The organism is Pseudobythopirellula maris (genome assembly GCF_007859945.1).
Classification (GTDB): Bacteria; Planctomycetota; Planctomycetia; order Pirellulales; family Lacipirellulaceae; genus Pseudobythopirellula; species Pseudobythopirellula maris.
Genome location: NZ_SJPQ01000001.1, coordinates 608877 through 635255 on the forward strand (window position 1 = coordinate 608877; position 26379 = coordinate 635255).

At 68.5% G+C, this 26379-nt stretch carries 15 protein-coding genes; 9 read left to right on the forward strand and 6 right to left on the reverse strand.

All coding sequences use genetic code 11. The features are described from left to right. Nucleotides 1-69: 69 nt before the first annotated feature. Together Mal64_RS02305 and Mal64_RS02310 are read right to left on the reverse strand one after the other, a co-directional pair. On the reverse strand, nucleotides 70-4674 hold the full coding sequence (locus Mal64_RS02305; protein WP_146396460.1) for a carboxypeptidase-like regulatory domain-containing protein: 4605 nt from the start codon (nucleotides 4672-4674) through the stop codon (nucleotides 70-72). Between the two features lie 76 nt (nucleotides 4675-4750). Next, on the reverse strand, nucleotides 4751-9580 hold the full coding sequence (locus Mal64_RS02310; RefSeq protein ID WP_146396463.1) for a vWA domain-containing protein: 4830 nt from the start codon (nucleotides 9578-9580) through the stop codon (nucleotides 4751-4753). 355 nt (nucleotides 9581-9935) lie between these two features. Between Mal64_RS02310 and Mal64_RS02315 the strand changes: the two genes are divergently transcribed. The 5 genes from Mal64_RS02315 to Mal64_RS02335 all read left to right on the forward strand — a co-directional run bounded on the left by Mal64_RS02315 (nucleotide 9936) and on the right by Mal64_RS02335 (nucleotide 15610). After that, nucleotides 9936-13334 carry a type VI secretion system Vgr family protein gene (locus Mal64_RS02315; RefSeq protein ID WP_146396465.1) on the forward strand — a complete coding sequence of 1133 codons (3399 nt, stop codon included), beginning with the start codon at nucleotides 9936-9938 and terminating at the stop codon, nucleotides 13332-13334. Between the two features lie 68 nt (nucleotides 13335-13402). Further along, nucleotides 13403-13702, forward strand: a complete 300-nt coding sequence (locus Mal64_RS02320) for a PAAR domain-containing protein (RefSeq protein WP_146396467.1) — start codon at nucleotides 13403-13405, stop codon at nucleotides 13700-13702. Nucleotides 13703-13773: 71 nt separating this feature from the next. Beyond that, on the forward strand, nucleotides 13774-14418 hold the full coding sequence (locus Mal64_RS02325; protein WP_197525366.1) for a DUF6931 family protein: 645 nt from the start codon (nucleotides 13774-13776) through the stop codon (nucleotides 14416-14418). Continuing rightward, a complete protein-coding gene (locus Mal64_RS02330; protein WP_146396471.1) occupies nucleotides 14415-15152 on the forward strand; it encodes a hypothetical protein in 738 nt (245 codons plus the stop codon). The genes Mal64_RS02325 and Mal64_RS02330 overlap by 4 nt, the downstream gene beginning before the upstream one ends. Next, the gene (locus Mal64_RS02335; protein ID WP_146396473.1) at nucleotides 15149-15610 is read left to right on the forward strand and encodes a hypothetical protein; all 462 of its coding nucleotides are present in this window, start codon (nucleotides 15149-15151) and stop codon (nucleotides 15608-15610) included. The genes Mal64_RS02330 and Mal64_RS02335 overlap by 4 nt, the downstream gene beginning before the upstream one ends. Before the next feature lie 36 nt (nucleotides 15611-15646). Here the strand turns inward: Mal64_RS02335 and Mal64_RS02340 are convergent, their stop codons facing one another. After that, a complete protein-coding gene (locus Mal64_RS02340; protein ID WP_146396476.1) occupies nucleotides 15647-16678 on the reverse strand; it encodes a hypothetical protein in 1032 nt (343 codons plus the stop codon). A gap of 578 nt (nucleotides 16679-17256) precedes the next feature. On the opposite strand from Mal64_RS02340, the gene Mal64_RS02345 reads away from it, so the two are divergent. Continuing rightward, nucleotides 17257-18240, forward strand: a complete 984-nt coding sequence (locus Mal64_RS02345) for a hypothetical protein (RefSeq protein ID WP_146396479.1) — start codon at nucleotides 17257-17259, stop codon at nucleotides 18238-18240. A gap of 18 nt (nucleotides 18241-18258) precedes the next feature. Here Mal64_RS02345 and Mal64_RS02350 read toward each other — a convergent pair whose 3' ends face one another. Continuing rightward, complete coding sequence (locus Mal64_RS02350; RefSeq protein WP_146396482.1) at nucleotides 18259-19851, reverse strand: hypothetical protein; 1593 nt, start codon at nucleotides 19849-19851, stop codon at nucleotides 18259-18261. 368 nt (nucleotides 19852-20219) lie between these two features. Continuing rightward, nucleotides 20220-21752 carry a DUF6666 family protein gene (locus tag Mal64_RS02355; RefSeq protein ID WP_146396487.1) on the reverse strand — a complete coding sequence of 511 codons (1533 nt, stop codon included), beginning with the start codon at nucleotides 21750-21752 and terminating at the stop codon, nucleotides 20220-20222. Nucleotides 21753-22082: 330 nt separating this feature from the next. Between Mal64_RS02355 and ade the strand changes: the two genes are divergently transcribed. Beyond that, on the forward strand, nucleotides 22083-23726 hold the full coding sequence (ade, locus tag Mal64_RS02360) for an adenine deaminase (protein WP_146396489.1): 1644 nt from the start codon (nucleotides 22083-22085) through the stop codon (nucleotides 23724-23726). Between the two features lie 219 nt (nucleotides 23727-23945). Here ade and Mal64_RS02365 read toward each other — a convergent pair whose 3' ends face one another. Next, nucleotides 23946-24410, reverse strand: a complete 465-nt coding sequence (locus tag Mal64_RS02365; RefSeq protein ID WP_146396492.1) for a DUF1016 domain-containing protein — start codon at nucleotides 24408-24410, stop codon at nucleotides 23946-23948. A 274-nt stretch (nucleotides 24411-24684) separates the two neighbouring features. On the opposite strand from Mal64_RS02365, the gene hemB reads away from it, so the two are divergent. Both hemB and Mal64_RS02375 read left to right on the forward strand, forming a co-directional pair. Beyond that, complete coding sequence (gene hemB, locus Mal64_RS02370; protein WP_146396495.1) at nucleotides 24685-25698, forward strand: porphobilinogen synthase; 1014 nt, start codon at nucleotides 24685-24687, stop codon at nucleotides 25696-25698. A gap of 179 nt (nucleotides 25699-25877) precedes the next feature. Beyond that, entirely contained in the window at nucleotides 25878-26372 is a 495-nt protein-coding gene (locus Mal64_RS02375) for a peptide chain release factor family protein (protein WP_146396498.1), read from the forward strand. Nucleotides 26373-26379: the final 7 nt, after the last annotated feature.

Here is a 26379-nt window from a genome sequence, read left to right on the forward strand (position 1 = left end):
TGCATACCGTGGTCGGCGTCGGAGACGCCTCCCGCAGCTACACACTAGGTGGGAAGCTGACCGCTTAGCTCAGAGCGACAGCTCGACCGCCGCGCTGGTCGTGGCCGCCGCTTCAACATCAACGCCTACCGAGCCGACCCGCTGCGACTGGTGCTTGACGCTCCACAGCAGGTACTTGCCCGGTTTGACGGCGTCGAAGCTGAAGCGGCCCTCGGCGTCGGTCTGGGCCTCGGCGACAGGTTTCTGCTCCGGGTCGCGGAGTTCAACCGCCAGGCCTGGCTGCGGGCGGGCGCCCTCGGTCACCATGCCGGCGATCTTACCCATCGACGCCGCTTCGGCGCTGAGCAGTTCAACGCTCTGCACGATGTTCCGCACGAGCCCTACACCGTTGGTCACCTCGGCGGTGAGCGACGCGCCGGGCGTCCCCTCGGGCATCGGCACGGCGGCGACCCACTGGCTCGGGTTGTGCGGATCGGCAACGGCCGGCACGATCGCGGCGCCCTTCGGCGGCGCCCCGCCCACCGGCACGCCAACATAGAGTCGCACCTGCCCGACGCCGGATAAGTCGTCCTGTGCGTCGACCGTCACGGCGAGCGGAGCGCCGCCGACCGCCGGTTTTGTTGGCAGCGACAGTGTCGCCAGCCCCGCGGGATCGGCGTCGATGACTACTTTGCGTGTGGAGCGGGCGATCTCGGCGCCCCGTTCGTCAAAGACCGCAGCGACCAACGTGTATCTTCCCGCCAACCCAGTCGTTTCAAACGCGTCGGCTTGCGGACCTATGACGGTGCGTAACGGCAAGGCGCCCTCGACGAGTTGGGCGCCCATCTCAAGGCGCCTCGCGCGGGCCGTTGCGAAGCTTCTCTCACGCACGATGCCGCCCGCAGAGCCAGCCCGGAGCAACGCGACTTGCAGCGAGCAATCCGCACCGACCGGCGACGCATCGACGGAGTAGTTCAGCACATCGCCAGCGGCGAGCATCTCGGGGACCGCAATGTCGACGATCGGCCTGAAGCGTGGGGTCAGCTCGGCCGAGCCGCCGAACGCGGGGGTGTCCCCTTCCCAAACCATCGACCGGCTTACGCCGTTGATGGAGAGCGCGCCGCGCAGCGTCGGATCACCCCCAACCGGCGGAGAGAGCGAAGCTTGCAGCGTGGCCTGGCCCCGCTTTGCGGTCAGGATTGTCGCCAGTTCGCCGCCGGCGACCAACGGGACCTCGCCAGCCGGAACGGCGACGAACGCCGCCTCGACCCGCAAAGGATCGGGCGCGCCCGGCAAACGCTCGAGCCGCAACCGAGCCACCGGCACGCCCGACTCGTCGGGCGTGACACGGGCGCCGAGCACGCGGATGTAACCGGTCGGCTCGGCGATCGTGGGACGCGCCGATTGTTTGTAAACCGTGTGATTGGTGGCGGTGTCGACGATAGCGACCCGGATGCTGCTGAGCGCTACCGGATCGTTGGCCGCCACAGCGGCTGGACCCGTGGCCGGAGCCGCGGCCGCCGGCGCGGCCAATTTCAGTGGCGCCTCGCCCTTGGCCTTTAGCGACAGCGACGCCGTGTAGAGAGCTCCCGCTTGCACCCTGGCCTCCAGCCCGAGCGGCCCGTCGGTGCGGTTCTTGACGAACAAGCGGAGCGGTTCGCTAGCGGCGGTCGGCGGTAGCACGAGCCCTTTGCTCAGCGCACGCCGCACGCCGGCGTACTCGACGGACACTTCGACCGGGCTCACGGCGGCGATGGCCGGGATCGGCAAGGGGAGGTGACGCACATGGTCGCCCTCAGCCAGCCGCAGCAACACGCCGTAAGTCGCCGCCAATTGCGCGTAAGTCGCGTCGTCGCGGACGCGGAACTTAAGCTCAACCTCCGCGCCGCTCTCATGGGGCGTCAACTTCTTTTCGACCCGCAGCAAGTTGGTTGGCTGCAACACGTCCACCGCGAGATCAGCGCCCTTCTCGCACTGCACCTGGAAAGTGAGTGACTCGGTCGTCTGATGCTCCGACAGGCTCGTTAGCTCCAGAGGTTTTGAACCCGTCGGTTTGTCATCGACAACCCGGGGCAACGTCGCTACGACCGAGTCGTCGAGCGATTGAGCCGCCTCGGCCAACCTGATCGATCCGATCAAGTCGCGCGATTCGGCCAGCAGGCGTCCCGCGTTGAGCTTGCGGGCCGCAGCGCGTTCATCGAGCTCGGCGAGCAAGGTGGGCGAAGCGAGGCGGGCGTCAAGCAGGTTGCTGAAGCACTCGGCGGGCAACACTCGGCAGGCGCGCTCGGCGAGCGTGGGGTCCGGTTTGGCAGAGATTCGGGCGAACGCGTCCTGAACCTGCGCCCGGAGCGCGGCTAGCAAGGCCTGCAGAGATTCGGGGGTGGGATTTGCAGCGGCTTGCTCGATCGGGGCATCGAGGTCGGTTGTCTGGAACCCGGCGAGCCGCAGTACCGCCGCGGTGAAACGCGCTTCGGCCACGCTATCGTTCGGTCCGCTTACGGTAGTGGCGTCTCCCCCCGTGGGCGCCGCGAATTTGAAGCTGTCGCGTGCCGCAGTGACTAAGATCGTCTTGCTGTTCTGCTCGGCAAAGTCTTGCAGCGGCTCGGCCTGGGCCGCCGCGGCGGCGCACGCCGCCAGGCAGAGCCTCTCCCGCTGCGCCGCGCCTAGCAGCGGCGTCGCGAGCAGCGCCTCAGCCGAGGGCAGCTGATCGGTTAGACCCTGGCGAAGGCTCTCGGCGAGCGCGTCGGTCGAACGGTTGCTGGCGCCCTTGAGCAGCGATCGCAGCAGCGACTCGAGGTGCAGGCCGAGGCCCCGGATCGCTTCGACGTTTCCGTCGAGCTCAGCGAGTGTCGCATCCCGGGGGAGTGCGTCGATCGCGTCGGCGAGTCCTTCCGTCAACGCGGCCGCCTCGGCCCAGTCGTTTCGCAACGAAGCGTGCAGACGCACCTGAGGCGCGATTAAGGGCAGCACGCGCATCGCGCGGTCACGCAGCGACAACGCCGCACGCAGCCGGCTCTGACAGTTCTCGACGCCGTGGTAGATGTGCGTGGCGGTCTCGCAGAGCTGTTGCGATTGATCGCGCGAAGCGAACCCCGGCGAGAGGAGCATCGCCAAGGCGGTCCGCCTTTGGCGATCGGCTCGGGCGAGGCTGCCGGCGACCCAGGCCATCGTTTTCGCGTCGGCCCAAACCTTCTCACGGAGCAGCGTGGCGTGAACAACTTCACGCAGCAGTGTGGCGGGCAGATCGTGGTCGGTGCTCAGCAGTTCCGCGAGGCGAGCGATCGTATCGGTCTCGACGAATCGCGGCTCGGGGGCGCCGCGGCTGAGCTCCGCGTGCGTCATGGCCAGTTGGGCCGTGAAGTCGCCATCCGATTGCATCAGCGCCGCCACCGCTGCCGAGGCGTTGGCCTCGGGCGCCGCCTTGTCGGCCGCCGTGCGGAGGGCGACCAGCGCCTCAGAAACCGCCGGTGCGGGAGGCGCGGGGGCTTCGAGCGCCGCCCGCCAAGCGGCGGTCAGCTCCGCCGGCGCCGGCCCCACGGCTAGCTCCCAGCGAGCTAGCGAGACCGTGGCGTCGGGCTCGAGCAACCGCTGGGCGTCTTCCTGCTCTTGGATCAGCGAGCGGGCGTTGCTGGCCATCAACTTGTTCATCGCCGACGAATCGGCGCCGCTGCGCCAGCGACGCTCCGCGTCGAGCACGTCCGCCTCGTACCGCTTGAGCAAACGCGGCATCGTGTGATTGGCGCCAGCAGCTAGCCAGGCGTCGCGGCGATCCCATGCCTCACGCAGCCAGACGGGGTATTCCTCGGCGGCGGGAACGGGCGCGGCGCCGTGCGGAGCCCGCCGGCAGGCGGTGACTACAAAGTCGACGTCGTCGAGCGCCACCGCGCGCGGCGTTTGCGCCGCGGGGCCGTAACGCCGGGTCCAAGTCTTCACGCGGTCGCAAACGTAGGCGGCCAACTCGCGGGCCGAGACCCGACTGTCGGTCAGGGCCGACGGGTTGTAGCCGTCGGCGGCGCCGGCGAGTCCCGCTTCAAAAAAGTAGCCAAACGTCGAGCGACCGGCGCCGGCAAGATTCGAAACCGACTCGCCCGGTGAGCAACCGACGAGCGTGACCAAGTCCGGCCGCGACTCGCGTTGCAGCATGGCGTGGATCTCCTCGCCCACGCCGCAAGGCAGCAAGGCGTGCTGGCCGTTCACCACGCCGAACGAGAGATCGAGCACCAGCAAGGTGGGGGGCCCGCTGTCGCGGAGTTGTTGCAGCAGCTCGGCGAGCGGCAGCCCTCCCTCGGCCTTGAGTGGCATGAATTCCTTGGTCATCAGCACCACGGCGCCCTTGGCGTCGCGCGTGGCGTAACCGGAGACATAGACCACCCGAGCCGCCGAGTTCTCGACCGCCTCGGTCGCGAGCGCGCTGCGGAGCAGCTCGGCCGACAGGCTGCGATCGAGGTGGAACGTGTCGTGGGCGAAGTAGTCGCCGCTGGCGAGCGCGTCGCGGTCGCCAGCGGCGGCCAAGTTATCGTCCACCAGCGGCGTTCGCAAATGGCTAGTCCAGCCCGCCACGAGCGACACGTCGGGCGCCGGTCCGAGCAGCAAGCCGACCGCCACCAGGCCGCCCAGAAGGCAGGCGGCCACGGCGGCCCAGGTCAGGGCGCGGGTCCGTTTTGATCGGCGGTGCAGCGGGGCTTCGGGGCCCATCGTAGCTCCCTATGGCGGGCGGTTGGTTGCTGGCGGGTTGGTCGAATTTGGGTCTAAGAGGCGACGATCGATTGGCTCAGGAACCGACCGCGCCAAGCCAATCGACGGCCGGGGTGGGTCGGTTGTCGACAGGCGAGGCGGGCGCCACCTCGGGGAACTTGGCCGACTGACCACGCTCTTCCGCCTCGCGTTTCATGCGTTCGATCGAAACCAGTTCGAGCCCCGCGATCGCCTCGTCGAGACGCTCGGGGTCGACCGGCCAAAACAAGCCGACCGAGCGGCCCGCTTCGGTAAAGCACTTGTGGCGTTGCCCCGCGGTCTCCAAGCCGTGCAGCCGAACCTTGTAGGGCGCCTTGGCGCCAAGCTCGACAACCAGGCAGTTTTGTTGCGTGGGGGGGCCATCGGCGTTCGGCAGCCGGCGCCGCTCGACCGCGATGCGGAGCGCCTCGACCGGTTCGCCGTCGACCACCCACGACTTGCCGACCAGGTCGACGAGCCGCTCGTAATCGGCCCCGCGTCTCACCACCCGCGAGGGAGCGGGAGGCTTGGGCCACGACCACCACACAGCGAGCTGATCGGGTCCTGATTCCTCAGACTGATGACGGCGACGAGCAACCTCCCAACAAGGCGCCGGGTAGCCATAGTACGGTCGCCAACCCACCTGCGGAGCGCTGCCCGTCAGACCGGGCGATTCGATCCATAGGTCGGCCGGACGCGTTTGTCCGAGCAGCGCGTCGGGCGACGCCGGGCCCAGCGGCGTGTGCTCCAGGCAGAGCATCGTTGAGGTCGAACCGTCCGGCAAGCGGCGATGGTTGAGCAGCGTGGCGCGCCAATCGCCAGCCCGACGGGCCGGCTTTTCGGGAAAACGCTCGGCGGCGAATGGCGCCGGGGCGAGAGTCGTGGCGCCGAGCGAGTCTTGCATTGCGAGCAGCAACAGGTCGCCCCCCGCCAGACGGGCCCGCTGAGCAGGCGCCGAACCCGCGCCGATCGGCAGTCGGTAGACGCCCGGCGCGAGCGGCTTGGTTTGCCACAAGTGATTCGTATCGGTCCCGGCGAGCAACGCTTCGGCCGCGTTGGCCGAACTGGCGGGGTCCTCCGGCTCGATAGCCACGCTGCGCGGCGCGGCGAGCGCCCGGCGGAGCGTGGCCTCAAGCTCGTGCCGCTTGTCGGCCTCCCACCAACGCCCGGCGGGGTTCATCGTATTCAGGAAGGCGAACTGCTCGCGGGCGTCGGACAGCTCGCCCTCAGAAACCTGGAAACCGACCACCTGAACCGCGACGCCGGAGCCGGCGAGTTCCTTGGCGAGCACCTGCGCGATCGGCCGGCCGGCGGGGTTGGCGAGAGCGTCGCTGGCGAAGCGGTTGTCGAAGCCATCGGTGATCGCGATCACGGCCCGATACCCCGACAGATCACGCAAGTCGTTGCTGGCGGCGAGGATGGCGCGGGTGAGCGGCGATTCGTTCCACGGCTCGACGCGAGGGTAAGCGAGCCGATCGGCGAGGCCTTGCGCGAGACGCGTGTCTTGAGGGTCCCAGCTCGTGGGAGGCAGCACGCACTCGATCGTCGATTCGGCCTGTTCGACCGTCTTCTGCTGGCCAACCGCTTGCCCGAAGACCCAAACGCTTACCCGCACACCGGCCGGTGTGTCGGCCAGCAGCGAGGTGAGCGCCTCGACCGCCTGCGTGTACTTCGAGTCGCCGGGAGCGCCGACCGGGCCCATGCTGCCCGAGGCGTCGAGGACGAACGCCACCCCGCCGGTCCGCTGGCCGCCTTCGAGGGTCTCGGGCGCGCGAATCGCCAGGCCCGCGTGCAGCGGCGCCGGCGGCGTGTCGGCCTCGAACTCGGGCCGATGGTGAATGACAATCGGCGAATCGAGCTCGGCGCGGTGGCCGCGCAACCAAACCGACACCCCCATCCGCCGCGCTTCGAAGTCGCCCACCACGGTCTCTTCGTCATCGCTCTCCGCATCCGAATCGACGGAGAGCACGACGGTAAACGGCGCGTCGGCGTCGTCGCCCTCGATCGTGGGCAAGAAACGCTCGCCCGCCGTGGGGACCTCGACCCGCAGCCCTTCGCCCGTCGTCACACTGACCGTGGGAGATCCGATACCGCCCGCGCCAACCACGCGATAGCTCAGCGGCGGCGTGGCGCCCGAGACCACATCGACCCGTGAGGGGCCGACAAGGCTGAGGCTCATCGGCGTCGCGATCAAACGACGCAGCCTCGCCACCTCGGCGCGACCCGGCAGGGCCTGATCGGCGCGTTGCAGGTAGGCCTCGGCGGCGGTGCGATAGTAAGGGTCGGCGCCCGGCAGGGCGCCGTTCCAACGGTCGGCCATCACCCGCTCGGTCCGCCAGAGGTTGAACTCGCATACCCGTTGCCGGCGGAAGCGTCGCAGCGAGGGCGCCTGGGCGCCTTCGAGCGCTCCGGTTTCGAGTCGCCGCTCGACCGCCGCGTGTTCGGCCCAGTGGCCAGCCGGCTCTTGCGGCTCGTCGGCGGCGATCGGCGTGCTGAGCTCTTGCTCGTCGCTCGACAGCAGACCCCTCAGAGCGCGAGCCAGATCGGCGGCTAGCGGCGCCAAGGCGCGTGGGTCGTGGGCGCCCTCATGCGGCGCAAGCGACGCCTGGGCCGACTGGCTGGCGTTGTGGTCGCCGAGTGCTCGGTCGAACAAACGCGCGCCGATCGAGGCCAACGCCAACCGGCCGCGGCGCTCGGTCTCGCCGCAACGGCACGCTTGGATCCTCTCCGCCGCCAGTGCGACCGGGCTCGCGTCGTCGTCCGGGGTCGGGGCCCCGGTGTGGCTCACTACGAGCAGCTTGAGCCGGTCGCCTACCTCTAGGTCGGGCACACGCAACGCGGCGGGGCGGTTGTTCCAAAACGGGGCGCCCGAGCGATTGGCCAACCCGCTCCGCCAGCGGTCCAGCGCCCGGCGTGTCGCTTTCATGCGTTTGCCGAGCGCCGCGGTCGCGGCGGTGAGGGCTTCGACGTCCTCATCCTCGGCCGCACCCGACGAATCGACCGCCAGTAGCACGTCGCCTAGCTCGTTCGCCGCGTCCCAAGCCGCTTCGAGTGTCGCGACGGCGGCGGCGATCTCTTTCTGAGAATTGTCGTCCGAGGCAACCACGGCTGCGGCGGACTCCGAATAAAACGGCAGCAGGTCGAACGCTTTGTCGCGTGCGCCGATCGCGGCGTGGACGGTGCCCGCGCGCTGGTCGATCTGAACGAACCTTTGCTCAGCGTCGCGGAGCGAGGCGGTCGCGCGCGGCAAGTAGCTCAGCCCGCCGAAGAGCTCGTCTTCGCCCGCGCGGCGGATCGCGTCGGCTTCGCGGTAAGACCGCTGGATCCAAGGCAGCATGGCCGGCGTCTCAACCGAGTCGGCGTCGCAGCGGGAAGTCAGGATATCTTCTGAGAGCCGGCGTACGTGGATCACGAGCCGGAGCGCGTCTGCCCAGGCCAGGTCCGACAGGTCGCTCGGCAGGCCGTCGCTAAGGAGCGTCAGCAGGTGCGCCTCGCAGGGACGCGGCGCGGTCGGCTCGCCCATGGCGGCGACCACCGCCGCCGCCCGACGCAATGCCCCCTGGGGGTCTTCGGTCGTGCGGTTGAGCAACCGATCGTAGACAAGCCAGCAAAGTTCACGCGTCTCGCTGGGCGTGTGGGCCTGGACCGCGTCTTCCCACGCCTTGTGCATGTGTTCGGCCGGCGTGGCCCAGAGTGTCGAGACGAGCGCGTCGGCCGCGGGCCCAAGCGGGCCGCCCTCCTCCGGTCGCGACAGTTGCACCGGGTCGCTCGCCTCGGAGGGCGACTCCACGCCGTGCAACAGCTGGCGGGCCCAGTCGTCGAGATCGGCGTCGACCTGCGCGGCAAGTTCGGGCGTCCCGGCGATCAGCAGTTCTTCCCAGCGGATCACGCCCCGGCGGTAGCGGCGCCACGCCACCGGGTCGGTGGTCTCGGGCGCCATCAACGCGGCGGCCAGCTGCTGCGTTTCCAGCCAGCGGAGGCCAATCGCTTCGAGCGGCGGCTCGTCGCATGACTGGGGGGGGGATTCGAAATGAGGGTCAGCCACCGCCAGCTCCATCGCCGCCGCACGGCTTGCGCCCGTGGCGCCCAGCGGCAAGACGAGCGGCGTTTGCGTTCGTCCGCGGGTCGTGCTGACACGGACCGCAACCGCCCGCCGGGCGTAGTCGGCCAATTCGGCGGCGCTCAGGCGTCCGTCGTCGTTCGTGTCGTCCGCCGCCCCGCCAAGGCCACGCGTAAAAGCCTCGAGGAACACGTTGCCGCAGGTCGCCGGGTCGCTCCACGACCGCTCGCCCACGTCGCTGGACGAGAGAACCACCAGATTAGGAATCGCGGCGATCCGGGCGTCGAGCCCACGCAAGCCTTCCGCAAAGCGGTTCTCGAGCGAACCGTAACGCCAGTCGCCGGTCCAGGCGGCGGCGTCCAGCACGACGAGTTTCTCCTGCTCGGCCGGCAATTCGGCTAGTTCGTCTAGCAGATCGCTCACCAGCAGCCGGTTCTTAGCGCCGTCGAGCGGCGTGCAGTCCGTCGGCAGCAGATAAGGTCCTTGGTCATCCGCCCCGCCATGCATCGAGACGATCAGCACCGCCGTCGGGCCAGTGAGCTTGCTCACCGCCTGCCGCCACTCGAAACGACTGTCGGCAACGAGCGGCGCGGGGGCGGCATGGATCAGCGGCTCGGAGACCAGCCGCAGCAGCGGCGCGTCTTCGCCAAGGCGGCTGGCGCCCAGCAGCCCACGCCAGCCAGCGGCGTTGTGGGGCGTGGAGAGGTTCGTGGCGTAGTGGGCCCCCACGGTCACCAACTCGATCGGCTGCGGCGGGCGCAGCAGCGCGGAGGCGACCAACAGCGTGGCCACCAAAGCGCCGAGCGCAGTGAGGCCTAGAGCGGCCATGGCCATTCTTTTACGCTGCGCGCGGCGGAGGGGGTTGGCGGTACGAGAGGGAGGATCGGAGGGCATCGCGGCGCCAGGCGAGGTCGCTTTGGGGGAGTGGGGCGAACCTTGGCGCAATGCGCCGTAGAAACCTACCACCCTCTCGGGCGCGATGTGGTGAAAAAGCAACAAGCTTCGCCCCTCAGGTCGGCCCGTCGCAACCCGATCGACCGGCGCGACCCGCGCCACCCGTAGCCGCGACGCACGCGGAGCGGTTTTCCTCGCCGGCAGACTCCTTTTGCCGTTTCTCCTACTCGCAGCAAGCCGAAGAACTGAATCCGTACGGCGCCGCGCCACCCTCTCCCGCAACGAACGCATGCCCGATAACGCTCAAGACGAAGACGAGCCGAGCCAAGACGACCGCGCGTTGAGGATCGACACTCCGCTCGACGACGAGTCGCTGCTGATCACGCGTTTCTCCGGCGGCGAGGGGCTCTGCTCGTTGTTCCGGTTCGAGCTGGCGCTCGTCTCGGAACGCGACGACATCGACTTCTCCGACCTGCTGGGGCAATCGGTCACCGTGACGGTCGACGTGCCCGGCAGCGAGTCGCGGTCGTGGAATGGCGTGGTCACACGGTTCTCGCAGCACAAGCAGGACGAGGATTTCACCTACTACGACGCGGTGGTCGAGCCAAAACTCGCTTTGCTAGGGCTGCAGACAGGCTTTCGTGTTTTCCAGGACCAGAAGGTCGACGACGTGCTCGACACCCTGCTCGACGGCCTGACGGTCAAGAAGACCTTCGCCCACGCGGACGACCGCCAGCCGCACAACTACTGCGTGCAGTACGGCGAATCGGACCTCGCGTTCTTCAGCAGGCTGATTGAAGAGGCGGGCCTCTTTTACTGGTTCGAGCACTCCGACGACGACCACACACTCGTGCTTTGCGACGACTCCTCGCAATGCGCCAAGCCCGAGGGGATGGAAGACGTGGTCTTCCGCCAGCTCGACGGGGGCGTGCAGGACGAGGTGGCCGTCACGAGCTGGACGAAGACCCAACAACTCACTCCCACGCGTTTCACCTGCCACGACCCGCACTTCCAGCTGCCTCGCAAGCCGCTCGAGGGCCAACGCGATCTGGCCGAGAGCTTCACGGTCGGCACGGTGACACACAAACCGAACCCGACGGGCGAGACCTGGGAGTCGTTCGGCTACCCCGGCGGCTACGCCTCGCGCTACGACAGCGTGGCGACCGCCGAGCAAGACCCCGACCCGGCCGATTTCGACGAAAGCCCGATCAAGAACCTGGCCGACGACGCCGTGGCCGAGGCGCGGCTGCGCAGCGAGATCGCTACGCTGGTTGGTCTGACCATCGAAGCCCGCAGCGACGTGCTGCCGTTGGCTGCGGGGCACGTGTTCACGCTCAAGGGCCACTTCAACGCCGACGGCGATTACCTAGTGACCGCCGTGAGCCACCAAGTGGAGCTCGGCATAGGCCTCACGTCGGCCCCCTCCGACGACGAGCTGCACTACGAGAACGCGTTCGTCTGCCAGCCGTCGGACCTGGTCTATCGGCCCGTGCGTCGGACGCCCAAGCCCGTGATCAGCGGCGTGCAGAGCGCTTGGGTCGTGTCGGACCTCACCGCCAACGAGGAAGACCCCAAGAAGCTCCGCGAACTGTTCTGCGACAAATACGGCCGCGTGAAGGTGTGGTTCCCCTGGGACCGCCGGGCCGACGCCCCCGCCGAGGGCGAAGAGCCGGCCGCCGCCGAAGGAGACGCGTCCGAGGGAGGCGGGGCCGATGGAGACGATTCCGAGCAGGAAGAAACCGCCAACGTGGCCGACCGCTCCTGCTGGGTGCGGGTCGCCCAGGTTTGGGCCGGCAACGGCTGGGGCGCCTTCTTCTGGCCGCGGCACGGGCAAGAGGTGTTGGTCGCCTTCGAGCATGGCGACCCCGACCGGCCGGTGATCGTCGGCAGCCTTTACAACGCCAAGAACATGCCGCCAATGCCGATGCCCTTGCACGCCGACATGAACGGCGTGAAGTCGTGCACCGTGAACGGCAACCCGGCGGTCGACTTCGGCGGACTCACGTTCTCCGACGAGCCGGGCAACGAGCACGTCGAGGTCCGCTCCAAGCGGCACGCCGTGGTCCGCTCCAAGGAGAGCCAGCACCAGCACGTGCCGGGCGCCGCGGTGCGGATGAGCGGGTCGCTGCTCGCTTCGCTAGGCTCGGGCGCCGGCGGCGGTGTGGCTAAGCCCAAAGTCTCCGGGATCGACGGCCAGCACGCCGCGCTCGCCAAGAAGTGGGGCAAGAAGCTCGCCCTCACGCAGTTCGAGTCCGACATCAAATTCAACTTCGGGCACACCTCGACGATCACCGGCGGCATGCCACTCGCGTCGGTGGGCAACGTGGTGCTCGGCGGCAACATGCGTATCGTCATGGATCCGCTCGGCTGGGTCGACGACGACCAGGCCCAGCAGATCCAGGACTACGCCTTCCCCATGGGCCAATGGTCGGGCGTGTTCGGCTCGAGCCGGTCGCTGCACTACGGCCCGTCGACGACGATCCGCCACGGCGCGGAGGTCACACGCCGCGTGCGCGAGAACTTTGCCGAGTCGAACACACGCACCCAGTACGTGGGAGGCATCGCCTCGGCGTCGACGGCGTTGTTGCTGCTGGGCGCACTGAACGAGGGGAGGGACTCCAAGAAGCTCGAGGTGCTGATGCGGCTGCTCGGCCCGCGCGGGCTCTCGGGCACGCTGCTCAACCTGCTGATCGAGTACGAGCAGGGCCTCGGCACGCAGGACGCCGGCATCGACAAGCAAGGCGAGGCGTCGAGCCTCAACGACCACGCCGACGTGCTGGGCGACGACTACGCGTCGCTGATCACCGCCTTCGCCGAAGCCGCCACGGATCAAGGTGAATCGCTCAGCTCGAAGGGCGAAGAGATCAGCTCCGAACAAGAGTCGGCAGCGGCCTCACAGGATCTCTCGGCCGACGACGCCGAGTCGGATAGCGACGATTCCGGGGACGACTCGGACGATGATTCCGACGCCGATTCAGACGCCAGCGGCGACGACTCGGACGCCGGCGTCGACGCGTCTGGCGACGAGGACGAGCCGGAGGACGTTGATGTCGACATCGAGTTCGGCAGCGACGAGGAGGCGGACGTCTACGAGTGCTACGACGGGCTGCTGATGACCGGCGCCCGCAACGTCTCGGTCCGCGCCCGGCCGAGCGATGAGGCGGACGACGACACCGACCCGTCGCTGATCCATCTCGACTCGCAGGGGGGCGGCGAGGACAACGGCGCCGTGGCCATCACGGCCAGCGGCCAGACGACGATCGCCTGCGGCCCGGCCGCCTTCCAGATCCGCCGCTCGGGCGACGTCGGCCAGATCGACGCCACCACCGGCGACCAAGGCACGATCACCATCACCACCGGTGGCGACAGCGGCAGCAAGGCGGTGCTCGACCCGGAGAGCATCAACCTGTCGGTCGGCGGCGACAGCGGGGCCGTCATCGCGATGACGAGCGACGGCATCAAGCTGACGGTCGGCTCCGGCGGCCCGTGCCTCGAGATCACCACCTCGGGAGTCACGATGAGCAGCGGCTCGAACAGCGTGGCGGTCGACACCTCGGGCCAAACCACCAGCGCGATGGACATCACACACACCGCCCAGAACGGATTCACGGCCACCGGCACGGCCTCCGCGGAACTTTCGGCCGCCGGCCAAACGACCGTGAAGGGCGCGATGGTGATGGTGAATTAAATTGCTCCCCTCCCTTTGATGGGGAGGGGAATCATGACGACCAACATCCGAACTGAAGACCAAACGCCATGCCCCCCGCCGCCCGCCTGACCGACATGCACGTCTGCCCGATGGTCACCCCCGGTGTGCCGCCGATCCCGCATGTCGGCGGGCCGATCACCGGTCCGGGCGCTCCCACGGTGCTGATGGCCGGATTGCCCGCCTCGGTGGTAGGCGACATGGCGGTCTGCGTTGGGCCGCCCGACTCGGTGGTCAAAGGGAGTGCGACCGTGATGGTTGGCGGCATGCCGGCCGCACGGATGGGCGACTCCCTCGCCCACGGCGGCGCCATCGTCTTGGGCGCCCCGACCGTGATGCTAGGCGGCTGAACACGATGGCGTCCCCACGGGCGTGACCCCCACAGCGATCAACGAATCAACCTTCTGCACGCAGCGTTCGCGTGCTCATAACGCGGCGACCGACCATGTTCCTCGGCGACCAACACGACCTGCCCGAGCCCGACGCCGAAATGGCGACGGACCTGCTGAGCCGCGCGCCGTCGGCCGGGTCGTGGGACCGCCCCCCCTACCCGGATGAGACCGCCGACGCGTTCTTCGCCCGGCTGATCGACGAGGGCCGCCTGGGCGACGCCGTGCTGCTGGCGGCCGTGAGCCTCGGGCCGCGACGCGCCGTGTGGTGGGGCAGCCTTTGCGTTTGGGACCACATCAAACGGCTCAAGCTGAAAGTCGAAGGCCTCGAGTCGGCGGCCGTCGACGCCGCGGTCGAGTGGGTCTTGTGCCCCGACGACGAGAAACGGCTCGAGGCGAAAGCGATCGCCGACAAGGCGGGCGGCGAGAAGCCTTGGGGAGCGCTCGCCATGGCGCCCTTCTGGGCGGGGGGCAGCATCGCCCCGGCCGATTGCCCCGCCGTCTCTCCGCCGGCCGGTTTGGCCGAGAAGATCGTCGCCAACGCGGTGCTCAAGGCCGCCGCCGATCCCGACCCGCCAACACGCCAAGGCCGTCTGATGCAGTCTCTGCGTCTCGCCGCCGAGGTGCAGACCGGAATGACCTCGTTCGCAGCGGCCGCGGGAGGCGAACCCCAATGAAGACTTTCAGCAGAACGATTCCCAACCAGCGGAGCCGGTCGCTCTCGATCCATCGCGACCAGCGCACCTGCGGCGCCCACGCCCTGGCGCGGGTCTACGCCTCGCTCGGCCTGCGGGCCGACGCTCCCGCTATCTGGCGCCGGTTGGCAGAGCCGGATTCGGCGGGCGAGCCGCGCATCCGCACGCACCGCTTGGCCGACGACGCCCTGAGCCATGGCCTGTCAGCCGTTTGCCTGCAAGCCGATCGCAAAGCGCCGCCGGCGCTCAACGCCTTGCACGCCATGGGTTGGCGCGTGGTGCTCAACCACCTGATCACGCCCGGGCGGCCCGAGGGCCACTTCTCGGCCGTGGTGCGAGCGCGGCGCGACTCGGTCACGCTCTTCGATCCTAACCACGGCCCCAACGACGGCCCCAACGACGGGCCCAACCACGGGCCAAGCGGCGGATCGTTTGTGCGGATGCGGCGCCAGCGGCTGCATGAGCGGTGGATGCCGTCGGCGCCGTCGGCCGAAGTGATCGGCGGCGTGCTGGTCGCCGTGCGTGATGCGACGAGCGACCCGAGCGAGTGGCGGGCCTGCCCGGCGTGCGGCGGCGACTTCCTGCTGCCCGCGTCGATCGGAACAAGTTGGAGCGGCCCGTGGTCGGCGCATTGGTTGGCCGCCTTCTGTCCGCGGTGCGACGCCCGCGTCGAACCGTTATCCCACAAGCCATTCCTACCAGGAGCAGCCGTATGAACGAGAGCTCGATTTTCCGGGCTGTGCAGTCGTTCTCCGACTTGCACCGCGAACTGGGCGACGCCCAGCAGGGTGCCATCGACGAGCGGCTCCGCCGCGAGTTGGCCCGCGTCTCGTGGATGGCGCAGCGCCAGATGCACATGCTCGTGCCGACCCAGCGTGAGGCGATCGCCAAGCTCGAAGCGAAGCGGCGGAAGTCGGCGGAGATGGCCGCCAAGAACAAGGAGCAGATCCAAACGAAGCAGAAGGCGTTGGCCGCCGGCAAGGCGCCCGAACTGCCCGCCACCGAGCCTGTGGCGGCGCCGACGGTCGACCCCGCGCTCGGCAAGCAACTCGCGAGTGAGTTGCTCGAACGCCACCACGCCCGCAAGGCTGTTGCCGTTGCAACCACACCGGGCGGGGTGCTCGATGGCTGGCACTGGGATCGCGCAGCGCCAACCGTGCCGGCTGCCGAGTAAAAAACTCCCTCCCCCTACCGGGGAGGGGAAGCACACTCAGTACCGAAACCGCAGCTCGGTGCGGAACATCGAATCAACCCAGCTGTAGTCGCCCACCGGGCGGGTGTAAGAAACCCCGAAGTCGGCCCGGTCGCAGAAGAACAGCCGCATGCCAAGCGAGCCTTGCAGGTAAGTCGAACCACTGGCGCGGGTCGCTTGGGCGGCCGTGGGGCCGGTAAACGCGCCGTCTTGAAAACGCCAGCCGCTCAGCTCGCTCACAGCGATGAGCGGCATGCAGCGGTGCGGCCGCCAAAGCACGTGGTTGCACGAGGCGTTATAACGCACCACGGCGCCGGCGTAGTCGGCGTCGCCCCCCAGCGGGATCCACTCGCTCACGTCGGCCTGGACGAACGTGTCGGGCGTGAGGCTCAGGCCGAACACGAGGCCCAGCTCGAGCGAAACGTGCCCCGTGCCCAAGCCCTTGCGCGCCGAGCCCTGCGGCACGTGCGTGTTCATCTGGAAGGCGATCTGCATCAGCTCGGTGTCGAAGATCATCGTCTTTGTGCCGATCGTCAGGTCGCCGAATCCGGCCGCGCCGGCGCCGTTGTACTCGACCGATCGGTAGCTGTACTCCACCGACGCGCCAAACGACCCGTGGGCCACCTCGGTGTAATGGCGGATCTCGTCGTAGTCGACCGGCCCGAACGCCGGATCGCCGCCGGCGGCGGGCCGGGGACCGGCGCCCGTCGTGTCGGCCCGCGCCCAGAAGAACTCCGCCCGGTCGGGCGTGACAAGATCGTTGCCGTGGTCCCAGCGGAAGCGTTGCTGGTTCACCGGACGCGCGGCGGTCGTGTAGAACGCGGCGTCGTCAGTAGGCCGCCACACCGGCTGATAGCACGGGTCGGGGCAGCATAGCCCCCGGTAAACCGCTCCTAAGAAGCGGTGGCTCTTCGAGCCCCCCTGGCAGTCGGGGCAACAGCTCCCGCCCTGGCAGCCGCCCCCGCAGTAATCGCAGAAGCTGATCTCACCCAACGCGGCCAGCGGACTCTGGGGCGAGGGCGGCGTGGCGACCGAACGCGGCTCGAGCAATGGCGCCGGCGCTGCCGACTGCTGCGGGGCCGGTAGCGGAGCGGTCTGCGGGGCCGGTGTCGGGAGTCGTCGCGGCGGGCTGGGCGTCGGAGGCGGGGTGATCGTAGGCGTAGGCCTAGGCGGTGGGGTCGATTTGGGCTTCGCCGTTCCGGGGGGCGAAGGGGCGTTCGGCGAATCGTCGGCGGACGGCTGTTTGTCCGCCTCTGTCGCTGGGGTAAGCACAAGCGGTGTCTGCAATTCCACGCCGGTCGGCGGCAAGCGAATCACCTCCGGCGGTTTGCCCACAACACGCTCACAAGCCATGAGCCCCACCGCCAGCCCCGCTAGCAGCACGAACGCACGGCGCAGCGGGCTCCCTCCGAAGGAGAGCGGTGTGCGGCGTGGGCGTTCCTTGGCGTGAGGCATGGATTCCGTGGATGACAGACGAGGTTTTTAGCGCGGTGGGTCGGGTCGATTGCCGAAACACAGAGAAGTCGACCAACGGAACTGTTGATGTGATCGTCACAACCGACCCTCCGACTATGGCCGGCCAGTGTGGTAGCGGCCAAAAAGTGCTTACTCGACCCCCCATAGCCCGCGTGCCTTACAAAACACAGGCCCAACGCCTCTTAATCGCGACTGCACTGCTGGCGGCCGCTGCCGCTTGCGCAGGAGAGACGCGGGCGCAATCCCTGCCTGGTTTCCCCTCGCCAGCCGCGGCTGAGGCCGAAACCACGAACCGCGGTTTCTGGGGCAAGACGGCCTGGACCTACCGCCGGATGAAGCTGCACTGCCAAACCTCCGAGTTCGGCAGGTTCCTGCGCAAGGCGGTTCGGCCGCTCAGCGCGATGAGCGGCGGCCTCATCCCGGCGCCGCCCGACAACCATTTCGCCGCCGCGGTCGAGCAAAACGCCGCGGCGCCGATCGGCATGGCGCCGGGCGCCGTTCCCGCTCCGCCCCCACCACCGCCCCCCGCCGTGGCTGCGGCTGCAAAAATCAATTTGGAGAAGTCTCAGGCCAAGATCCGCCGCGAAGCGGTCGCCTACCTCGCCGGGCTCGACTGCCGTTACTATCCCGAGGCCGAGGCGGGCCTGATCGCCGCGCTCCGCGCCGACAGCGACGAGTGCGTGCGGCTTGAGGCGGCCCGCTCGCTGCTGAGCGGCTGTTGCTGCACGCCGGCCGTGGTCCAGGCGCTGTCGGTCTGCGTTTCGGGCGGCAACCAAGACGGCAACCCGGGCGAACGATCACAGCGGGTGCGGATGACGGCGCTCGCCGCACTGCAGAAGTGCGAGAGTTGTGGCAGCGGCGGCGCGGCGCCCGCCCAGCGACCCGAAGCGCCGCTCAGCGAGATCGGCATCGAGGGTCGAGCGACGCCGGTCGCTTACCAGACCGCGTCAATCACAGCAGAATCAGCCACAGCCGCAGCCGCCCCAGCTAGCGCCGCGCAAGAGCCGTGGGCTGCCGAGCCTGCGCAAGCTACGCCCGCGCCGCGCAAGTCCTTTGTCGGGCTGTGGCGCGAGGCCGCCCGCACGCAGGATGACGCCGAATCGGGGCCGCAGCTAGCGCCGCAGTTGGCGAAATAGTTGGCGTCGCGGAACCGCTCACGAAGAGCTGTTGTTGCTGCTGCTCCCGCTGTCGCGTCGGCGCCCGCGTCCTCCGCGTGACCCGCCACGCGAACCGCCGCGTCCGCCACGCCCGCCGCGGTTGTTCTTCATCCGCTCCGGACGGGCGGCGATGTTGGCGTCGACCACGACGCCGATCGCCTCTTGCCACGACGTGATGTTCTTGTGACTAACGCGTTTGACCTCTTCCTCATCGTCGTCTTCGCTCGATTCGGCCGAGGCTTCCGAGGCGTCCGACGAATCGCCGCTATTTTCGTCACCGCCCTCGGAGCGTGACTTGCCGCCACGCCGCCGGCGCCGGCGACGACGCGGCTTTTCATCGCCCTCTTCCGAGTCAGCCTCTTCCGAGGCGGCCGATCCATCCGCGTCGGCGTCGGTATCGGAATCGGAGCTGGCGTCCGGGTTCTCCTCGTTGCTCTCGCTGTCGCCTTCGCTCTTGCGGCGACCGCGCCGGCGGCGCCGCCGGCGACGCGGCTTCTGCTCACCGCTCTCGTCGGTCTTGTCCTCTTCGGCGTCGGCGGTCTCGGCGCCTTCGCTCACAGCGGCCGCGACTTTGTCTTTCTCGTCCTCTTCGACCTGCTCAACCGCCTTCGGCTCAGCCGTTGGCGTGGGAGCGGTGGCCCGGGCGCGTTTGCGACCGGCGAACGGGAACCAGCTTGAGAAGCCGCTCGGCTCGGCCTCGGCCTGTCGCTCAGCGGCGGCTTGCTCCGAGGCCGGCTGCACAGGGGTAGGGGGCGTGGCGAGTTCTTCCACAGCTTCGTCGGTCGCCGCGGCCTCGTCAGTCGTCGCCTCGCTGGCTACGGCCGGGGTGGTGGCGTCGCTGTCGGCGTCTTCCGAATCACGCTCGTCGCCAGCCGATTCGTCCTTGCGGCCGCCACGTCCGCGTCCACGACGCCGGCGTCGGCGACGCGGCTTCTTCTCGCCGTCTTCTTGATCGCTGTCGGCCGACTCTCCGCCGCCGCGGGCCGGCTGACCCGAGTCACGCGATTCATCCTTCGCGGTCTCGCTGGCGTCTTTGCTGGCGCCGTCGCCCTCAACGCCATCGATTCCTGCGCCAAACCCGCGGCTTTTCGGGGCCGCCTTGGGGGTGGTTGACGGATCGCGGGCCGGCTTGGATCGCTTGGGGGCCTTGGTGGGCTCGGCCGTCGAGGCGGCAGACGCTTCAGCAGGCTCCTCGCTCGCAGCGGGGGTCGCCGGGGCAAGGTCGCTGTCCCATGCCGAGGGCTTCTTGGGCGCCGGCTTCCTCGCTACCGGCGGGGCGGCCGGCTTGGGCGTCGGCGGAACGGCCGGCGCGGGCGACGGCGGTGCGGCCGCAGTCGGCGTCACGCCCAGCTCGTCGACCAAGCTGTCCCAACCGCTGGGCGCTTGCTGCGGGATCTCGTGCTCGATGGGCTCTTCAGCGGTGGAAGCTTCGCTAGCCGCCTCTTCGGCGGCAGCTTCTTCGACAGGAGCTGCGTTGTCGGCAGCTGAGTTGTCGGTAGCTTCGCTGGCGACGTCGTCACCGGCGGTCTGATCAGACTCAACGCCGATGTCGCGGAGCAGGTCGTCCCAGGAGTTGTTCGGTGTGGGCATGGAGTTGGTTGTGCGAGGGGCGGATCGAGCCATCGCCCTGTGCGGGTCGCGGCGTCGTCGCCGACAGCATTGGCTGCGACTCTGGCTGCGGGCTTCGCACGGGGAGGCCTCGGAAATGGGGGGTGTTCGGTGGCTGCCCCCGTTGACGTTCGCTGTCGTCACGCCCGTAGGAGCCGCATAAGGTGAGGCAGTATAAGGTTTTGGGGCCCGTTTTGATAGACGCCTTTAGCCGGGCGTTTGCCTCCACAACTCCCCCCTGGAGGGCGGCCCAAAATCCGCTCCCAGCATGCAAAAAGCCGCCGGCGGGGGCTCATTACCCTCGCCGGCGGCTTGCCTACTCTGCTTAGATCGCTCGAAATCGCTTCGGCTCACGGGCGCCGGTCGACAATCAGCGAGCTGTTGTCGGCCACCGAGAACATCGGACGGAAGATGTTGTCGCTACGCCGCTTCGGGCCCGAACCGTAGTTCCAGACCAGGTTCATGCCGAGGTTCCAGGCCTCGTCGATCACGCCATTGGCGGCGTCGGCGTTCTCGGGAATCAGGTAGCGGAATCCCGACTCGAACGACCAGCGTCCGGCCAGCGGCACGTGGATGTCGCCGCCAACGATGCCGTCGCCCTGGTCGCTGAAGCCGCCGTAGCAGCGGAACTCGCCGTCGCCCTTGCCGTGGAGCCGCCAGAACAGCAGGTACTGGTCAACCGTGCGGAAGTAGCTCGCGGCGGTCTGTGTTTCGCTCACGTGCGTCGAGAACTCGAAGCCAACTTCCTTGCCGCGCGGGTTCGTGATGCTGATCAAACCGCGAACTTGGTTGTAGTCTTCCGAGCCGAGCCGCTCGTCGCGGAGCATGTCGTAGACCACGCCGTACTGCATGCCGACCTTCTTGCGATGGAACAGGCCCGCGGTGAAGAACGCCTGCGTGTGCGAGTCGTCCGTGCCGGGCGACAGCGTGCCGTGCAGCTGGCTGTGGACCGCCTGGCCGCCGATCTGGTAGCCGAGGCGCGGCAGCGGCAGCCAAGCCATCTTGCCGCCGATGTTCAGCCCCTCGTGGAAGCCGAAGTTGCCCTGATCGCGGGTCCCGTCGAGCGGGTTCTTGAACCCGTGGACACCCGAGAAGAGCGAGATGTCTTTGATCGGCGGCACGCACAGCACCAGCGGGACGGCCCCGCGATCGATGCACCCGCCGAGGCTCTTGGCGCAGCCGCACGAGTCGCCGCAGCCGCACTCGCCGCAGCAGCCGACGTCGCCGCAAACGCAGTCGGAGCCCATCGACACGGCGCAACCGTCGCCGTAGTCGCCGCATCCGCAGGCGTCGCCACAACCCGCGCCGCAGCCCGGTTCGGTGTAGCCGCAGCTAGGCTCTTCGTAGTAAGGCACGCCACAGGTCGCTTCCTCGCACCCGCAACCCGGCTCGCAGACGGGGCCGCAGCCGCAATCGTCGCCGCAGCCGCACGAGGCGCCACACCCGCAGCCGCCGCCGTAACCACCGTGGTGGAACAGACCGGCCTGAGTGACGGCCGGATCGAGGTGCGCCGCGTTCACGCCGGCCGAGGCCAGAGTGGCGAGCGACGCGTTCGCCGAAGCCGTAAGAGACGGGGCGACCGTCTGGGGCGCCGCGGTCCGCTTGGGAGCGGCCGACGCGACGCGTTGCGTCGAGTGGGCCTGCGCCGCAGGCCTTTGGGCGGTGGTTCGATCGGCCGGCGCCTGAGCCGTCGGCCGTTTGGCCGCTGGCGCCGTGCTCGACGCGGCGGTGTGGGAGGCTTGGCGTACGCCGCTCGACTGCCAGGCGAGCTCATCGCCAGCGGCCTCGGTGGCCGCGAACCCCACGACGGGAGTGATGGCGAGGGCAAGCAGCAGGGTCGCGGCCGGTGCGGCGCGGCGGTTCGACGGGTCGTGGTGACGCATCGCTATGATCCTTACGGGGGGCGTAGTCGGTTCGCGGGCCGCGCAAAGGCGGTCGAGCAACGGAATTCTCCTCAGGCGTCCCGCGTCTTGCTGGCGCGTTGTCAGCGACGCCAGGCCCCCCTGGATCGCTGCTCAAGAGAGGGTATCGGGACGCCAGGGCCCGGAACTTTCGGAAAAGTCACCCCAACCGTCAGAGTCGCCGCCCGCAACGCTGGCGCCCCTGCGGGGTGGGCCCGCTATAATCGCCCTTCGCCAGCCCTGCCGTGGCCAGACACCGCAAGCCCACGCCGCAATCCACTTCCTTCCCAGCAAGCCCTGCTACCAAGCCCTATGCCCGCCGAGTTTTCTGTTGTCGCCAACCTCGTTGACGTTGTCGCCCGCGAGACTTACTACGCCGAGGTCCGTATCGAAGGGGGCAAGATCGCCGCCATCGAGCGGCTCGGCGACGAGAAGCCCGCAGCCGCTTACCTCACGCCCGGCTACGTCGACGCCCATGTGCACGTCGAGAGTTCGATGCTTGTGCCGACCGAGTTCGCTCGCGCGGCGGTGACGCACGGCACCGTGGCGTCGGTCTCCGATCCGCACGAGATCGGCAACGTGCTTGGCGTGGCGGGCGTGGAGTACATGCTCGAGAACGCGAGCCACTCGCCGTTCAAATTCTGCTTTGGGGCCCCCTCGTGCGTGCCGGCCACAACGTTCGAGACCGCCGGCGCCGTGATCACGGTCGAAGAAGTGGAGCAGCTGCTCGCCGACTCGCGGATCGGTTACCTCAGCGAGATGATGAATTTCCCCGGCGTCCTGGGGGGCGACCCGGAGTGCTTGGCGAAGATTGCCGCGGCGAAGCAGCTCGGCAAGCCGGTCGATGGCCACGCCCCCGGCCTCCGCGGCGACGAGGCGGTCGCCTACGTGGCGGCCGGCATGACGACCGACCACGAGTGCTTCACCAAGGAGGAGGCGCTCGACAAGCTCGCGGCGGGCTGCAAAATCTCGATCCGCGAAGGCTCCGCCGCCCGCAACTTCGACGCCCTCGTGTCGCTCATCGGCGAGGCGCCCGGCATGACGATGCTGTGCAGCGACGACAAGCACCCGGACGAACTGGCGCTGGGCCACATCAACACGCTGCTCCGCCGGGCCGTGGCGGCCGGAGTTGACGTTTACGACGCCCTCCGTGCCGCGTGCGTCACCCCCGTGGAGCATTACTCCCTGCCGGTCGGCCAGCTCCGCGTCGGCGACCCGGCCGACTTCGTCGAGATCGACTCGCTCAGCGAGTTCGGCGTCAAGCGCACCTGGATCGACGGCGAGCTCGTGGCCGAGTCGGGCAAAACCTTGCTACCCCGCGTCGAGCCGGCGGTCGCCAACAAATTCACTCCGCAGGAAGTCACCGCCGACACCCTCAAGGCGCCCGCCGTGGGCGAGATGATCCGTGTGATCGAGGCGGTCGACGGCCAGCTCGTGACGGGCTGCCTGTCGCTGCCGGCCAAGATCGAGGCGAACGCCTACCAGAGCGACCCGGCCAACGACGTGCTGAAGCTCGTCGTGGTAAACCGATACACGAAGGCCGAGCCAGCGGTGGCGTTCATCAAGAACTTCGGGCTCACGCGTGGGGCGCTCGCCTCGAGCGTCGCCCACGACTCGCACAACGTAATCGCCGTCGGCGCCAGCGACAACGACTTGGCCGAGGCAATCAACCTCGTGATGCGCACCGGCGGCGGGCTCAGCGCGGCGTGCGCGGCCGACGGCGCCTCGGAGGTCTTGCCGCTGCCCGTGGCCGGCTTGATGGCGACCGGCACGTGCCAGGAGGTGGGCGAGGCGTACGGCAAACTCGACAGGCTCGTCAAAGCGTGGGGCTCGCCGCTGCGGGCGCCTTACATGACGCTCAGCTTCATGGCCCTGCTGGTCATCCCAGCGCTCAAGCTCAGCGACCTCGGCCTGTTCGACGGCGGCAAGTTTGAGTTCGTCCCGCTCACCGAGTAGCCGATTTGGCCTTGGAAGCGATGGATGATGCGGCAATCTAATATCTGGCCGCTAAAAAATGAACCACGACGGCACAACGGACACGACGAAGTCAGGAAAGAAGAAAAAGCCGCCCACGAAAACTCGCGAATAAAGTAATCCCCTCCCCCTGTGGGGGAGGGGATTCGACGGTTCGCGCGTATTCGTGGGCAACATCCTGCTTAGTCATGACCGTCGTGGCTATTCCGATTTCCGCTGCCGCTGGTAGTCGCGCACGTTGCGTCGCAGCTCTTCGCTCGACCAGCCATGTTTTTCAGAGAGCTTGAGGAAGCGGCGTTGGCCGGCGTTGTCGAGTCGCGCCACCGCGACGTGGGCCGACCACGACTGCGACGCCAACCGGTTGCCGATCGGCACTCGGCGAGCGACCGAGGCGTAGCGGTTGAGCTGATCGCCCGAGATCGCGCCCTCGCACATCTGCGAGAAGACCTCGCCGAAGTTGTCCTCGCCGGCGTTGAGCAGGTCGCCAATCCACCACGGCCCGGCCCGCTGGCACCACAGGGCGAACTGCAGCGGGCCCTTCCAGGCGTCGATATCGGGGCGGCCCTTGATGCGCACCCCCACGCTCGTAAAGCGGAACGGCCCGACCGACATCTCCGGCGGCCCGGCGGGCATGGAGCGTTCGGCGTTGGGCGTGGGATCGTTCATGGCGTTTTAGCAGTGAGGGGGAACCGCCAAGGCGCCAAGAGCGCCAAGGAAGGACGAAGCAGACAAGATTACCCGATACAAAAGGGATCGACGGCAAGAACAATCATCCTGTTGATCTCCTTGCCGATCCTGTGATCCTGTCCATTCTTCATTTTTCCTTCTTGGCGTCCTTCGCGTCGTGGCGGTTCAATTTTTCGGCGGACCGTTGATTCTAAGTGGGCGGCTCCCGATAACGGAAGTGTTCGCCCAGAAGCCCGCGATGAGCCTCAGAGCCATGCCAACCAACCCCATTCGCCCCGCCGCCCGTTCGTTCCCCTCGACCCGCCCCCGTCGGCTGCGGCGGCACGCGTGGTCGCGGCGGCTGGTCGCCGAGTCGACGCTCACGACGGCCGACCTCATCTGGCCGCTGTTCGTCTGCGAGGGCGACGCTGCCGAGCCGATCGCCTCAATGCCGGGCGTCGTGCGCCATCCCATCGCGGCCGTGGCCGGCGTTGTGGCCGAGGCGGCGAAGCTAGGGATCCCGGCCGTGGCGTTGTTCCCCGCCACGCCCCCCGGGCTCAAGACCGACGAGGCCCTCGAAGCGGTCAACGCCGAGAACCTCATCAACCGCGCGACCCGGGCGATCAAAGCCGAGCTTGGCGACGCCGTCGGCGTCGTGTGCGACGTGGCGCTCGACCCCTACACGTCGCACGGCCAAGACGGCCTGGTGCGCGGCGGCTACGTGGTGAACGACGAGTCGGTCGAGCTGCTCTGCCGCCAGGCGATCGCCCAGGCCGAGGCGGGCTGCGACGTGATCGCCCCGAGCGACATGATGGACGGCCGCATCGGCCGCATCCGCCAGGCGCTCGACGACGCCGGCTTCGAGCGGGTGCTGCTGATGGCGTACGCCGCCAAGTACGCCTCGGCCTTCTACGGCCCGTTCCGCGACGCGGTCGGCTCCACGTCGAGCCTGGGCCAGGGCGACAAAAAAACCTACCAGATGGACCCGGCCAACACCGATGAAGCCTTGCTTGAGGTCGAGCTCGACCTAGCCGAGGGCGCCGACATGGTGATGGTCAAGCCGGGCATGCCCTATCTCGACATCGTGCGGCGAGTGAAGGAGACGTTCGCCGCGCCTACGTTCGCCTATCAGGTGAGCGGCGAGTACGCCATGATCTTGGCCGCCGCCGAACGCGGCTGGATCGACCGCGAGCGGGCGATGCTCGAAAGCCTAGTAGCGTTCAAACGAGCGGGCGCCGACGGGGTGCTGACCTACTTCGCCCTCGACGTGGCGAAGCTGCTTGATTAACCACAGAGACACAGAGGGCACGGAGAAGGACGGAGACGAATAGGACGTGGATAAACGCGGATGCAGCGGATTATCGCGGATTAGCTCCAGTTCTGATCCGCGTTAATCCGCGTTCCATTCTTCACCGTTCGTTCCTTCTTTCCTACTCTGTGTCCTCTGTGCTCTCTGTGGTGAACCTAATGCACCCCGCCAAGCTGCCGATCGACGAGCTACTCAAGCAGTGCGACGCACGCCGCCTTCGGCGCAGCGGCCCCGGGGGGCAGCACCGCAACAAGGTTGAGACCGCCGTGGTGCTTACGCACACGCCGACCGGCGTCGTGGCCGAGGCCAACGAGCGTCGCAGCCAGCACGCCAACCACGAGGTCGCCGTCGGTCGGTTGCGGGTGAACCTCGCCCTGGAAACCCGCGACGAAGCGCCCGCCGATCCGAGCCCGCTGTGGACAGGGCGCACCCGCGGCGGCAAGATCTCGGTGAATCCCGGCCACGCCGACTTCCCCGCCCTGCTGGCCGAGGCGCTCGACACACTCGCCGCCACGGAGTGGGACGACGCCGCGGCCGCCGAGCGGCTCGGCGTTTCGCGTACGCAGCTCCTCAAGCTGCTCAAACTCGAGCCACGCGCGTTCGCGCTGCTCAACACCCACCGCAACGCCGCTGGCCTGCCGCCGCTCAAATAGCGCGAGG

Coding starts and splice junctions, on each gene's coding strand:
- Mal64_RS02350 (WP_146396482.1), bottom strand. CDS start 19,851: ATGCCCACACCGAACAACTCCTGGGACGACCTGCTCCGCGACATCGGC.
- Mal64_RS02335 (WP_146396473.1), top strand. CDS start 15,149: ATGAACGAGAGCTCGATTTTCCGGGCTGTGCAGTCGTTCTCCGACTTG.
- Mal64_RS02310 (WP_146396463.1), bottom strand. CDS start 9,580: ATGGCCGCTCTAGGCCTCACTGCGCTCGGCGCTTTGGTGGCCACGCTG.
- Mal64_RS02315 (WP_146396465.1), top strand. CDS start 9,936: ATGCCCGATAACGCTCAAGACGAAGACGAGCCGAGCCAAGACGACCGC.
- Mal64_RS02355 (WP_146396487.1), bottom strand. CDS start 21,752: ATGCGTCACCACGACCCGTCGAACCGCCGCGCCGCACCGGCCGCGACC.
- Mal64_RS02305 (WP_146396460.1), bottom strand. CDS start 4,674: ATGGGCCCCGAAGCCCCGCTGCACCGCCGATCAAAACGGACCCGCGCC.
- Mal64_RS02320 (WP_146396467.1), top strand. CDS start 13,403: ATGCCCCCCGCCGCCCGCCTGACCGACATGCACGTCTGCCCGATGGTC.
- ade (WP_146396489.1), top strand. CDS start 22,083: ATGCCCGCCGAGTTTTCTGTTGTCGCCAACCTCGTTGACGTTGTCGCC.
- Mal64_RS02330 (WP_146396471.1), top strand. CDS start 14,415: ATGAAGACTTTCAGCAGAACGATTCCCAACCAGCGGAGCCGGTCGCTC.
- hemB (WP_146396495.1), top strand. CDS start 24,685: ATGCCAACCAACCCCATTCGCCCCGCCGCCCGTTCGTTCCCCTCGACC.
- Mal64_RS02365 (WP_146396492.1), bottom strand. CDS start 24,410: ATGAACGATCCCACGCCCAACGCCGAACGCTCCATGCCCGCCGGGCCG.
- Mal64_RS02375 (WP_146396498.1), top strand. CDS start 25,878: ATGCACCCCGCCAAGCTGCCGATCGACGAGCTACTCAAGCAGTGCGAC.